The organism is Vulcanococcus sp. Clear-D1 (assembly GCF_014654725.1).
Lineage (GTDB): Bacteria > Cyanobacteriota > Cyanobacteriia > PCC-6307 > Cyanobiaceae > Vulcanococcus.
On sequence record NZ_JACVZV010000024.1, the window covers coordinates 163,405 to 176,681 of the forward strand.

Here is a 13,277-nt window from a genome sequence, read left to right on the forward strand (position 1 = left end):
TAAGAACAGCCGATTTGAGCAGTGATCAGGCAGCGGTGAGGTCGACGACTTGATCCGCAAAGGCTCCATAGGCCGTGGGATCACAGGTCAACAAAATCACCTGCAGACCCCGCTCGGTAGCGGTTTGGAGCATGGTTTTCACCAGCTGAACACGATCGGGATCGGAGTTCGTGAAGGCATCGTCAAAGATCAGCGGCAGGCAGCCGTCGTGACTGCCTTTGAGAACATCAGCCATCGAGAGCCGCAGCGCAGCCGCCAACTGCTCGCGCATCCCTCCGCTGAGCTGTTGAAAGTCGTAGAACTCGCCGCCGCGTCTGAGTTGCAGGCCACCGAATCCCTTGGCCTGGTCATAACTCAGCTGGGCCACCGGGCCATCGGGCACCAGCGGCCTGAGATAGCTACCGATCGCCAAGGCCAGCGGTTCGCTGTAACGGCTTGAGAGATCTGCCTGGGCTTCCAGGAACAGCTGCTGCAGCAACTTCTGGGCGTCGGTGAGCCGTTTGATCGACTCGTAGTCCGTCGATGCAGCTTCCAATTGCACCCGTGCCTGCTCAACCGCTGCATAGGGGTCTTGGTCACTGATGCTGTCGCAGCGCTGTTTGGCTGCGCCACGGCGATCGATCAGTTGCTCGATCTGACGCTGCACAGCCTCAATCTGCGCGTGCAGATCAAGCAGCTCTTGCTCCTGGTTACCGCTGGCGAGGGTTGCCCGTTCAGCCTGCAGCTGCTGGAGAGCGGCTTCCGCCTCCTGGCGCTGCTGCGCCCATTGAGCACACTGCTCCGCCAGTCCTTCGCGGTTGCCATGGGTCTGCATCAACGCACTGAGGCGGCTCTGACGATCCAGCCGTTCAGCTTCTGCCACCTGTAATTGACTGGCCTGCTCCAGGCGCGTTGTGCGGAACGATTCCAGTTGCCCCTGGGCTGCGTCCAGTTCGGCTTCCGATTGCACGCAGGCACCGGTCACATGGGTGAGGGTCTGTGAGACCAAAGCTTGCCGTTCCTGGAGGGCTGACGCGGCCTCGGGCAATGGCCCCTCCTGCTCTAGATCGGAGCGGCAATCCGCCAGAGCCGACAGCGCGAGATCCAGCTCACCCAGGCGCTGCTGCAGATGCTCAACATCGGCCTGAACGGCCTGCGCATCCTGTTGATCGGAAGCCTGAAGCGCCAGCAGTTGTTGCTCAAGCCCCGTTCGCGTCTCCGCCAACTGCTCTGCAGCCTCCACAGAGGCCACACCAAGGGATGTGAGAGCAGCCTTGTAGGCCATCTCGGCGGCCTCACACTGCGCCTGAAGATCGCCCAGGGCAGCGCCGCCTCCGGGGGTGATTTCCAGGGCAACACCATCGCCAACCTGCAGCTCAAAGGTGGAGCTGAGCTGGCGTTGCTCGCCAGGCCCGATGGGCTGGCCATCGATGCGGATCGCTTGATCGCTGCGCAACACCCGCACGCCTGCGGCCATGGCCTCCTGGCGCGTGGTAGCATCGCGCCAGCGCTGATGGGCCTCACGCAGGGCAGTGAGCTCGGTGCGCCCCACCGCTGGCTGACTGGCGAGCTGTTGCTCGAGCTCTCTCCGCCGGGCGGTGGCCTGCTCGGCGATCTGCAGCGACTGGCTCAGCCGGCCCAGTGATTCCACGCTGCGAGCGCGCTCGCTCAACAGCTGAAGCAGTTGATGGCGCTGCTCAAGTTGTTGCCGCTGAGCGATCAGGCGCGTGCGCGCCTCCCGTTTGGCATCGACCTCTTGTTGAAGACTCTGCTCCTGCTGATCAGCGCCGGCCTGCGCCTCCTGCAAAGCACTCCACCGGCGCTCGGTGTCGGCCAACTGCTCGATCAGCTGGTCCATGGCGGCCAGCTGTTGCACAGCTGCGTCATGCCGCAGCCTCAGCGGCTCGAGGGCCTTGGCGGCGAGCTCGATGGCTCCGTCGAGTCGGGCACTGGCTTCAGCGCCCTGGGTGATCAACAGACGCCGTTGCTCCAAGGCCGGAAGGTCCTGGTTCTGGCGTTGCTCCAGCTCTTCAACGATGCCCGCCAGTTCTTCACTGGCCTCCTCGTAATCCTGCAGGCCCTCCAAGGCCCGGGCCATGGCGATCTCCGCGAGATCGAGGTCTTCTCGCCGCTGCCAGAGCGGTGAGTTCTTCTTCACGCCGCGGGTGGTGAAGTTCTCCTCGAGGGCCGCTTCAATCCGTTGCGCCACCCGTTGGTCATGGGTGGATTGCTGCACAGCGGCTCCTCCGCTCTGCTCGAGTTGCGCTAGGAGTGCATCGAAGTCGTAGTGGGCTTTGCCGGCCTCGAGCAGGTTGTCGCCGGCGGCACCCTGCATCACCCACAGGTGAGCCCAGCGGGTCGGGAGAGCCGTTGTGGCCTGACGGCTACCGAGGGTTTCCTTCACGCCGAGCAGTTCAGCCAGAACCTCCTCGGCCACGGCGCCATTCAGCGCTTGGCCGCTGGATTCAGCCAGGAGAGAGACCTGGCCTGATGCACCGCTGAAGCGTTTGCGCAAGGTCCAGCGGTCACCCTTGGCTTCGAAGTCAATCGCAACGGTGGGTTGACCGAGATGAAGCCGCGACTGGAGCGCTTCAACGGGAGTACCGGTTGCTGTGGCCTTGAGGAAGAGGGCGCGGTGGAGTGCCTCCACCAAGGTGCTTTTGCCGGTTTCGTTGGCACCACCGATCAAGGTGATGCGCGGCGAGAAGGCAACGCTGAGGTCGCCATGCAACCTCACGTTCTGCAGTTGGCAGCTGAGAAGACGCATGGCGATCAGCGGGTTGAGAAACGGAACAGCTCACATAGAGCGGTACGGGCAAGTGCGGCCTGTTCAGAGTCGGGATCGTCTTCGCGCTGCAGGCGGTGTTGCAGCTGCTCGGCGACACGGGCGATCAGGGGGTCTTCCAAACGGCCCGTGAGCTGATCGAGCTCGGCCGCTTCAGGAGCCTGCTGACACACCCCCTTGAGGCGCAAGCGCAGGAGGCGACTGTCCAGGTCCGCAACGATCTGGTTGTAGCGGCGATGGGCCGCCAGGCTGAGCGTGCCACTCACTTCAACGCGCAACAAATCCCGTGCCACCCGTCCGGCAGTGAGCTCATCCACCTGGCGCTCAAAGCGATCGAGATCGTCGTCGCTGTTGAAGCGGAAGGAGATGTTGTGCCAGCGAATGCGCCCGGTGGGGATGGTCTGCACCTGCGGGTCATTGCCGCGGCCAACGTCGACACACAGCACCTGTCCGCGTTGGTTGTCGTCGCCTTGGTCAAAGCGATCCGGCTCTGGCGTTCCGGGGTACCAGGCGCGGCTCGTTACCTGTTTGAGGTTGTGCCAGTCGCCCAGGGCGATGTAGTCCAGCTGATGCGTGGGCAGGGCATCCAGGTCGATCAGGTTGTTGGCCCCGGCCTGGGCTTCCTCATCGAGGCCGTATTCGCGACCGCCGAACCCATGCACTCCGCCATGGGCAAGCACGATGCGTGGCTTGTCTGCAGGGAGCGCAGTCCAATCCAGCCCCCGCAGCCACAGGGTCGGGTCAGCGCTGTCCTGGTTGCGCAGCAAAGGGCAGGGAAGCACCACAGCCGCCTCGAGCTCAACGGGCTTCCGTTCCAGCAACAGCTGCAGGTTCGGAGCCATCTGGCGCTGGTGGCGCTGGAAGTCGTCGCGGTGCCACACCGTGCCCAGGGCGCCATGGTCGTGGTTGCCCGGGATCACCAACACCGGCACCTCCATCTCACCGATGGCCTCAAGCACCTCAAGGACGGCCGTGGTCGGTGGGGTTGGGGAATCGAAGAGGTCTCCAGCCACCAGCACGCATTGCGCCGACTGGATCCGGGCGGCGTCGCGGATCCGGCCGATGGCAGTCAGGCGTTCTTGCTGCAGCTTGAAGCGCTTCTGCTCATCGCTGATCTGGCGGTAGGGCTTGCCGATCTGCCAGTCGGCGGTGTGGATAAAGCGCATGAGGCGGTGAACCGCTCAACCAGAAACATATTTTGCTTGACGACAAGCAGGATCAGTCGAACCAAAACTCTGATGCAATATTATGCATCAAGCGCATAGATCATCCGGCAACTTGCGGGCAGACTACAATCTAGCAATACGGTCAAGTTAAAGTGAAAACTCGAGCAATCAACCTTGCTCTAATTCTGGGCAAAGCAACCAAAGATGAACTCTCAGAGCTAGCGCTTGCAGCCTGCGACGATCCAGGGTTGCCAATTCTGTGCCCTCTCGCCAAGGCCGCATACCAAAAAGCGACATCGGGGAGAATTTCCGAGGAAGTAGCGAGCACCGCCCTTTCAACCATCTTCGCGATAGCTGGCGAGGACGGCGAAGCGCTGCTTGAAGGGGAGAGCATCGTTGTCTTCACCACTGAACACGTGGATCACACGATCGAAGCATGTCTCCCAAACGGCAAGAGTCTTAATGTCAACTTCCGTTCCGAAGGGTCTATTTCCACTTTCCTCGGCAATTCGGATGCGTGGGTACCACTGGACTCGATCCCACGTAGCCCGGTCAATACAGGCGAACTTGCTCAGGACGAAATAGCTGCTGCCATAACGGAGAAAATTAGCGATTCTTCGCCGCAGTGCTACCCATGCGATACCGACTTCATTGGCATTATCACCTATGGAATCACTGACATCGGCGGTATCAGGGTCAATGATTTCTCTGCCGTTGACTACCGCAATGCATTTGAGCTAACTCATCAGCTCACGGATCCCGAAGAAGGTGACTGCGATTCATTTCGATGGACCGATTTGCTCGAGGAGCACCAACTAGCGGAGCTAGGCATCAGAAGAGGAGGGGATCCTGCAGAGCAATGGGAACTGATCAGCAGGGAACAGATGGCTGAGAGCTATCAACGGGGCAATGTGACTAGGCGTGAAATTGATCGCTTTTTATTGTGCCTTGGATGTGGAGAACGCTGGAAGCCCGATGGAATCATCGAAGACGAGTGGGCGACAGTCATCGACGACGACGCTGAAGATGAGGTCTTTGATCCGCTCCAGCTACCCATTCTGACGTTTGTATTTCCAGATGGAGATTCCGACGAGAGACAAGGGTTTGCTCCGGTACTCGAGCTCATCGATGCGCTGTACCAATCTATTCCAAAGCTCTAGATCCAATCTTGGCATTTAGCTTATCCGCCTTTGGCGACGATTGCTTTGGTTTACACCTCAAGAGATGATTGTGTGGGACGGCTCAGAGGTTTTCAACAAAACCCCTGAATCTTGTCTTCACCCACATCAACAATCACCTCGTCTCCTTCTGCCTGCCAGGCTTCGAGATATTCCAATGGCATGGAGAGTGTCTGAGCCATGGATTTCAGGAAGCCATCGCTGTAGCGGAAGTCGATCGCGCAATCTGAAAACTCATCGAGGGCCCTCACCAGCTCGACTGGCCGCACATGAGCCAGGCCCATCTGCTCGAGAATGCTTGCCCACTCGGATTCCTCAGCCGAATCCATGCTGTCGTGCTCTCGACCATCGAGCTCTTCGCCCTTGCCATAGGCCCACCAGAGATTGCCCTGCTCCTTGAGTTTGTGGATGAGGGCCGGTGGGCAGTGCGCACCAGGCAACAAGGCCGTCTCCGAGCGCATACGGAGATCCAGCTCGATAACTTCCGCCCCACCGCTCGACGCCAGCTGGAGGCTGATGGGTTCAACCACCACCTGCGCTCGAGGATTCCACTGAAACACCTGCGGCCGGTGGGTCAGCTCATTGAGCTGCATCAGCGATTGGTGCAGTACACCGCCCAGGGTTGTTTCGGCTGGCTCAACATCCAACAAGCTGGCAACAGCTGGGCCTAGTTCAGGATGGCGGTAGAGAAGCCCGGCGCTATCCAACACTTGCTGCAACAGATCGGGATTGTCGGACCCGAGATAAGCGGCAACCGCTTGGCAGCCCCCAGCCGGAAGAGCCAACACCACCGGGCGGTAGTGCACAAACAGTCCGATCGTTTCCGTCATCGCTCAAACCTCCTCACAGTGGGTCGCGGCCATGAGGCTGCACAGCCGGCTGAGCCGTTGCACGTTCTGAATGCTGTTGCTGATCCCCGTTGCCAGAGCGGGTGATCCCACCACGATCGAAAGGCACTGGGCCCGGCTGATCGCCACATTGAGGCGGTTGGGATCCAGCAGGAAATCGAGGCCGCGGGGAGCGCTGTCGCCATCGCTGGCGGTGAGCGAGTGGATCGCCACTGGCGCCTCCTGGCCCTGGAACTTGTCCACCGTGCCGATGCGGGCCAGATGGCCGATGCGCTTCTGCAGGCGGTTCACCTGGAGGTTGTAGGGGGCGGTGATCAGGATCTGCTTCTGACCCAACACGCCGCTTTCAACCACCATCTCTCCATTCACCCGCCGGGCTCGCTGGTAGGGCTGGCCGTGCAACTGCTCCACCAGGTCGGCGATCCGTTCCACCTCCTCCTCGCAGGCGGTGCTGTTGCCGCTGTGCTCCACCGGTTCAAACACCAGGCCCTGGGCCTGGCCTGACCACTGCACCAGGTTCGACGTATTCACGTCAGCCGCTTGCAGTTCACCCGCGTAGAACAACTCCGACACCACCTGAGTGAGTGAAGGCGGCATCCGCCAGCTGGTGGCGAGAAACACACCGCGATCCTTCGGCACCACGGGTTCATTCGCCATGGCGTAATCCAGGCAGCTGAGGCCGCTGTCATCCGGATGGGCGGCCCGGTTGGGTTGAGAGAGCTGCTGCTGATCGCCCACCAACAGGATGTTGCGGGCCACGCGGCTCATGTACAGCAAATTGCTGAGTGACACCTGGCCTGCCTCGTCAATCACCAGCCAGTCGAATAGCGCTGAGCTGGATTGAGAAGCGCTGGATGGGGCGTCATACGCATCTTTCACGAAGGTGTAAACCGTGCCGCCCAAAACGGCCGGCGGAGCGGGCAGTGCCAGCAACGGCTTGTCCAGCAGCGCCCGGGCGGCGGTGTCGGCCAGGGCGTGCTGATCAGCCTTCAGGCTTGTGGTGGTGGCAGCCTTCACCACAAGAGCCTTATTGCCGCAGTCGTCCAAGCAAAGCTGGGTGCGGTGGAGCAGATTGCAAATCGCCTCATTGGTGTTGGAGCTCACGGCCACACGCTGACCAGCCGTCACCAGCCGGGCGATCAGGTCGGCGGTCACCGTGGTCTTGCCGGTGCCGGGCGGGCCCTGCAGCGAAAGACTGATTCCGTCCGCATCCTGCAGGAATCCAGACAGTGTGACTGCGGTTATCTCTGGCTGGCGACGGATGCGCTCATTCAACGCGCTGAGCCCTGCCACCGGACGCCGCTCAAGCAGGTGCCGCAGGGCCGGTGGTAGCGGCTGACCCTCGAACACCCAGCTCTGAGCAATACGCACCAGATTGTCGAGGTAGCCGCGCACTTGGAAGGGGAAGGGAATCAGGTCGGCGTGACGTGGCAACACATCGCCGCTGTGCCCCATTGCCTCGAGACTGGCCCGCTTTTTTGCCCCAATAGGCAGCACGACCGCGCCGGGGTTGTCAGCATCCAGCTCGGCGCTGAAGCCAACAGCGCGGCTGCCCTTCGCCGGATCGCCCAAAGGCTCGCCGTCGCTGAAGCCGCCCTCGTGTGGTTGAAGGGGCACGATGGCCACGCTGAACGCCCGGCCATCGCTGGCCAGCTTGAGAGGTTGACCGGGATTGAAGCGATAGCGGTGGTGCTGGGAGTTTTTAACCGCCTCGCAACTCTCGAACGTGGCAGCCGCGATCACCTCGCTGTCCTCTTCCCGCTCCTGCCGCGTCATGCCATTCAGGCGGTTGTAAAACTCCCACCAGCTGACCCGGTCTTCGCGACCCCGGAAATCGATCAGCAGCGAGAGCAGCTGGTGAGACCGCCAGCTCAGACCGCGGGGACCGATGACATCAGCGTTTTCAATCGATTGCGGGATCTCCTCCTGCAAACTGCGGGCGGCGATCTCCAGCTCCCGTTCGCGCTCGGCGCTGGCCCGATCGTCACCTTCCGTCTCGAGTGCCGCCGCGCCCCAGCTGTTCGCACGGGGCGTGAGCTGGGTCATTAGGGGCAGCTTCAGCAGAAAGCGGTGAAGCCCCTCAGTGACCTGACAATCCTTCTCGTTGTAGTCCTGCAGATCCTGGAGCAGTGGGCTGTGATCAGCAGTGCGTCCCGGGCGGCTGCTCTGGCCCGATTTGCGCCATTCGGCGTACTGCACCACCGAATCCGCTGCGTTGTCCACCTCACCCTCGCGGGCATCTCCAAAGAGGCGCTCAACCTTTTTGATCGAATAACTGGGGGCACCGATCAGCAGACCGTTGCGCACTATGGGATACAGATCTACTAGTAGTTCCTCGCGAAGCCACTGGTCGATCCGGGCCTGGAGGATCTGATGGCGGGATGCCAGGTGGCCGAGGGCTGTTTTTTCGTAGCTGGCGTAGTGGTAGACGTGCAGATCGGGATAGCGCGCTCGGCGTTTCTCCACCCACATCACAAAGTCGGAGAAGGCTTGCTTTTCGTCTGCGGGCGAATGGGCCCACCAGGGCAAGAACTTGAGCTCACCCTGCTCATCGCGGTAGCAGGCACCGAAGAGGTATTCGAGCTTCTCGCCGCTCACCGGATCGGGGTAACCCTCCATGTCGAACCAGATGTCGCCGGCATCCGGAGCCGGGAGCATCGCCAGACCCTTCGCCTGTTGCTCCAGTGGGCGCACCCGATGGGCCGGGCGATCGTCAGTGCGCGATTGGCTGGCGACCTGGATCTGGGCCTGATCGCGCAGGCGAGTGAACAAGGCTGAATCGAGCCCTTCAATCCACTGATCGTCTGGGCAGCTGGCCAGGGCATCGATCGTGGTGATGCCAGCGGCCCGCAACTTGTGGCGCTGGCTCTGGCGCATGCCGGCCACCAGGATCAGATCACGCTTGGCCTCGAGGCGTTCCTGGATGAACGGCTCCCACAGGCCGTGATCGCCGGGGGCATCCTCCGGTTCCTGGCTGGGATCGAAGCCGGCCCGGAAATCGCGGTAGCGCTGGCGAAGCTGCTCGTACCAGCTCCAGAACTCAGAGCTGCGATAGGTCTGGAACTGAGCGCCACCGAGGTAGAGCTTGAACTGCTCCGGCCGCTCACCAAGGATTGGTGTGAGCAGCTCGCAGTAGGCGCAGGCCTGCACCAGATAGATCGGTTTGGGGTGGCTGGAGAGCTTGCATTCGATCGGGATGTAGCTCCAGGGGCCCAACTTGGATGGCTGCTCGATGCGCTCCAGCAGGTCAGCCGAGCCACGCATCTCGTCGTTGCGCATCGAGGCCTGCCAGATGTAGTCAGCGCCGGAGCGCATCGCCGCTTCAGTGGCTGTGTAGTCGGAGTCGCGCTGTTGTCCGTCGAGCTTGGCCACGGTTTTGCCGTCGGCCTTGAGCCGCTCAACCAGAACCTCCTCGTGCTTCAGGCCGGCATCGAACAGGAGTTCATCGAGCGCCTTGGCCTCAGGCCGCGGTGCCCGCTGGGGGTTCGTGGCATGGATTTCTTCCCACCAGGCGCCGATCACCGGGCTACGGCTGAACAGGGCGAGCTGGGAGGGGGTGATACGCCGATCGACCATGGGTTCAGTTGAAAACGGCTGTCACACCCACAACGCGGGCCGTGGGGTTGCGGGCCAGGGCGGTGAGGCGGGCATCGGCGTAATCGCGGGCCTGCACAACCTCATCAAATACCTTGCCAGCAATATAAAGAGTGACCTTGACTTTCATGGTTGTTGTTGGAGAAAAGGGCGATTGATGTAAGCGGACTGATTGATCACGGTGCGAGCCAAAACCTCGGCACGTTCAGCTAAGCGGGACGAACGTCGGACTTGATGCTGCTCACAGATCGATGCTCTCCAGAAAGATGCGGCAGTGCATCAGCCGGTCCGCGTCGACAGCCCAGGCCGCGATCTGGCTGTGCTTGGCCTCCTTGTCGTCGCGCATCTCCTCCACAACACCGTCGTGGAAGCGCTCCAACTGCCGCAGGATCGCGAGTGCGATCTGCTGGTCGTCGTCGGCGCTGGTCTCCAGCTTGTCCATCAGATCGAGCACCTGCTTCACCTTGGCGCTATGGCTGCGCTCGGGCTTCTCGGGGCGCTCGGGCTTGTTCTCCTGCATGGCAATCAGGGCGTCGGGGCTATCGGGGATTCCGCTCGAGCCGGCAGCAGCCGCATCGAGATCCACCATCTCGGGATGCACTCCCTCATTGGGATCCACGAAGCGACCACCGCAGAAGCGGTAGCGACCACGAGCGGGCTGACGGGGGCTGTCGCTGGACTGACTCATCGTTCCTCCGGGCTTCTGAAACCAGCCTCACAGGCTTGACGCCAAATTTCCGGACTCTCGTGCGAACGACGGCTAACTCACCAAGCGCTGTCGGCCCCTGGTCGGTTCTGAACTAGCCCTTGGGCATGGAGGAATGGGCTGTTCCGTACACCCCCACCACATCACGCGCCATCTGCTGATGTAGCTCGCGCAGAGCGATCGGGGCCTCAATGCGGATGCCGGCTCCCCAGCGGAAGAGCCAGTTGCGCAGGTCCCAATCGTCCGCGACGGTCCAGCGGGGCAGCTGCAATTCCACCGGGTAGGGATGGTTATCGCTGATCGGATTGGGCTCCAGTTCGTCTAAGGGTCCGGCGGGCCCATCGGCATGGCCTGGGATTGGCTTGGAATAGCGCGTGCAAGCTGCCGGGAAACGTCCGGGCTCTTCGCGGATCAGCTGAAACACCCGCGGCGTACAGCTGAAGCGCAGCCGCTCGAAATAATCCTGCCCCGCTAAGCGGGCGCCCTTGGCCTGTGCCGTGATTGCCAGCTGTGCCTCCAGGTCGGATCCGAAATAGAGACCGCCGCAGAGCTCCAGCAACCGCTGCAGCCGCTCCATGGCGGCGTCGTGATCGCTGGGTTGAGTGCGGCGCACCTGGCCGTCTTCCTCGAGAAACACCAGCCGATCGAGCCGCAGCGTGCGGATCAGCCCCTGGGGATAGCCGATCGCCTCGGTTTCAAAGGCGAGATACCAACTGATGTTGTGAAACAGCAGCTGCAGCGGCCAGGCCCGAAAACGGCCGTCGTCACCGCGCAGGCGCTGCGCCTCAGTGGGTTGATCCGGCAGATGCCGCAACCACACCCGGCGGCGTTGCTGCATGGCGCGCTCCAGCCGCTGGCTTTGCTCACTGGCCGCCAAGGTGCCGGGCTTGGCCTCCGTGAGGGAGCGATGGGCGAGGGCACGCTTGCTCAGCCGCTGGTGCTGTTGCTCCGCCTGCAGCAGCCCCGCTCGCCGCAAGCGCTCCTCCAGCCCCTCCAACAGCGGCTGCTTGGAGGCATCACTCAACCGCTCCAGCGACTCCTTGAGCAGGCCATGCACCTCCAGCAATTGATCTGCTGAGAGCAACGCCGTGCCGATCGCGAAGCCGCTGCGTTGGCTATCGGGGCGGCCTTTGATCTCGGGGCAGAAGCCATAGGGCCGCAGCAGATGGCGCAGGTCGTTGCGGAGCACGGCCTCCTGGTTGGCCTCATAACTGCCGGGGATGTCGCTGAGGCGATCGATCAGGTGTTGATAGAGCGGTGTGCCCTGGGCAGCGAGAGCGTCATCCCCGTCCAACGGCGCATCAAACGGCTCTTGAAGGATGTGGCGCAGCAGGGTGAACACCCGGATGAACTGACGCCGGTCGGCCAGGGCGGGGCTGCCGCCATGGCAGGAGCTATCGGCGGGAGGCCGCTCATCGCCCAGCTCGATGGCGTTTTGGCTGCTCCAATCGAGCCGAGTGAAGCCATTGGCCTCCAGCCAGGCGAGATCAGCGCGCAGCGCCTCCACATCGCCATACACCTCACTATTTCCGCCATGGACATCGCGCCAACAGCTCAGGTAGACAGCCGCCTGTTCGGCGAGATCGCCCTCCGGCAGTGGGTTGCAGAGCGCCTGCAGGGCTGAGGCTGTGGCGGGGTCGCTGCGGTCGAGGCCGTTGAACGTGATCAACAGCCGCAGCAGAAAGAGCAGGCGCTCGAGATCCACCAGCCGCGCGTAGCGATGCAGATAGGGCGCCTTGGCCTTGTCGCGATTGAGCGCATTGCGAATCGATCCATCCAACCCCTGCAGCCGGCGGCTGATGGTGGCGGCATCGGTTTCACCGGCTGCGGGGTTCAGGCACACCACCGTCGCCAGCCCCTCGGAGCGGTGCGGGCCGAACTGCTTGTGATTGATCGCGGCATGAAACTCACCGATCACCGCGTCTGGCACCGGGCGCTCGCGTTGTTGCGCCCACTGCAGGCACGTATCAAGCGGGGTGGTGAGCCACCAGCCGATCCACTCCACCGGCCGGGCGTAGCGCAGCACCTGCGTGTAAAGCAGGCGCCAGGGGCGGCGGGCATGGGTGGCATCGATGATCACCGGCCGGCCGGCTGCGATCGCGGCCTGCAAGCGCTCCTGCAACACCGTGCGGATCTCATCCCAGGGCCCTTGCACCGCTGCATCGCCGAACAGCTCCTGGCGGATCGCATCGGTAGAGAGCACCAAGGCGGGCTCGCCTGATTCGCCTGCGGCCAGCGGTGCCAAACGGTGGGCAAAGGTGGTCTTGCCGCTGCCCGGCGGACCGATCAGCAGATGACAGCGCAGGGGCAGCGAATCCATCGCTGCATCCTGGCGTCAGCGGATCGCGCTGTGAACCCGCTCGCGCGAAGCACCACTGCCGCATTGCCGTCGATCGCACGAGCATCGCCGCTGGCGCCCTTGGCAGGCGGAAGGCTGTTGGGCATGAACGGCACAACCCCCTACCGAATCCCGTCGTCCCTACGGGATCTGGTGATGCTCGATCTGCTCGAGCTCACCGGCAGCACCACCGCCACTGCGGACTTGCTCACCATGTCGCAACCGAGCGTGAGCCGCCGCTACCGCTCGGTCGCTCGCGACCTCGGGCTTACGCGCCAGAGCGATGCGCCGTTGGGGCGGCGCTTTGCCGATGCCCCCTGGATCCCGTATCTGCGACGTGGCATCAACCACCACCGCCTGGCCGGTGGGGTGTTGCGGATCGGGAGTGGCCGTGCGCTGGAGGCTGCCTTCACCGGGGTGCCATGGGCGCATTGGATCCGCCTGGGCCGGCAACAGCAGGAGCAGTGGCAGCCGCTGTTGAGCCTGGAGCTGCTTGATGCGATCGCCGTGGAAGAGGTGCCAGAGCTCTCCGCTGAGGTGGCCGCATCGCTGGCCCTGGTGGAGGTGCGCAGCGCTCGCAACGGCGCCGTGGTGTTGATCTGCCGGCGCGATCCGCTGGTGCTTGAGATCTGCAGCCGCGTCTGCGGCTGGATGGAGTTGCCGTGAGCGCCGTACAACCCAAA

9 protein-coding genes are annotated in these 13,277 nt (G+C 62.7%); 2 read left to right on the forward strand and 7 right to left on the reverse strand.

The annotated features are described in order from the left end of the window. Positions 1 to 25: 25 nt before the first annotated feature. Together H9532_RS10200 and H9532_RS10205 are read right to left on the reverse strand one after the other, a co-directional pair. Entirely contained in the window at positions 26 to 2,746 is a 2,721-nt protein-coding gene (locus H9532_RS10200) for an AAA family ATPase (protein ID WP_296368022.1), read from the reverse strand. Between the two features lie 5 nt (positions 2,747 to 2,751). Next, on the reverse strand, positions 2,752 to 3,930 hold the full coding sequence (locus tag H9532_RS10205) for a DNA repair exonuclease (RefSeq protein WP_296368025.1): 1,179 nt from the start codon (positions 3,928 to 3,930) through the stop codon (positions 2,752 to 2,754). A 152-nt stretch (positions 3,931 to 4,082) separates the two neighbouring features. On the opposite strand from H9532_RS10205, the gene H9532_RS10210 reads away from it, so the two are divergent. Then, a complete protein-coding gene (locus H9532_RS10210) occupies positions 4,083 to 5,090 on the forward strand; it encodes a hypothetical protein (protein WP_296368027.1) in 1,008 nt (335 codons plus the stop codon). Between the two features lie 92 nt (positions 5,091 to 5,182). On the opposite strand, the gene H9532_RS10215 is transcribed toward H9532_RS10210, so the two are convergent. The 5 genes from H9532_RS10215 to H9532_RS10235 form a co-directional block, all read right to left on the reverse strand. After that, positions 5,183 to 5,701, reverse strand: a complete 519-nt coding sequence (locus tag H9532_RS10215; RefSeq protein ID WP_296368029.1) for a hypothetical protein — start codon at positions 5,699 to 5,701, stop codon at positions 5,183 to 5,185. A 240-nt stretch (positions 5,702 to 5,941) separates the two neighbouring features. Then, a complete protein-coding gene (locus H9532_RS10220) occupies positions 5,942 to 9,532 on the reverse strand; it encodes a TM0106 family RecB-like putative nuclease (RefSeq protein WP_296368031.1) in 3,591 nt (1,196 codons plus the stop codon). Between the two features lie 4 nt (positions 9,533 to 9,536). Next, positions 9,537 to 9,680 (reverse strand): hypothetical protein, encoded by a 144-nt coding sequence (locus tag H9532_RS10225; protein ID WP_296368033.1) that lies wholly within the window; start codon positions 9,678 to 9,680, stop codon positions 9,537 to 9,539. A gap of 111 nt (positions 9,681 to 9,791) precedes the next feature. Further along, positions 9,792 to 10,238 carry a hypothetical protein gene (locus H9532_RS10230; RefSeq protein WP_296368035.1) on the reverse strand — a complete coding sequence of 149 codons (447 nt, stop codon included), beginning with the start codon at positions 10,236 to 10,238 and terminating at the stop codon, positions 9,792 to 9,794. A 112-nt stretch (positions 10,239 to 10,350) separates the two neighbouring features. Further along, on the reverse strand, positions 10,351 to 12,576 hold the full coding sequence (locus tag H9532_RS10235; RefSeq protein ID WP_296368037.1) for an AAA family ATPase: 2,226 nt from the start codon (positions 12,574 to 12,576) through the stop codon (positions 10,351 to 10,353). Between the two features lie 123 nt (positions 12,577 to 12,699). On the opposite strand from H9532_RS10235, the gene H9532_RS10240 reads away from it, so the two are divergent. Then, a complete protein-coding gene (locus H9532_RS10240) occupies positions 12,700 to 13,260 on the forward strand; it encodes a LysR family transcriptional regulator (RefSeq protein ID WP_296368039.1) in 561 nt (186 codons plus the stop codon). Positions 13,261 to 13,277 lie beyond the last annotated feature (17 nt).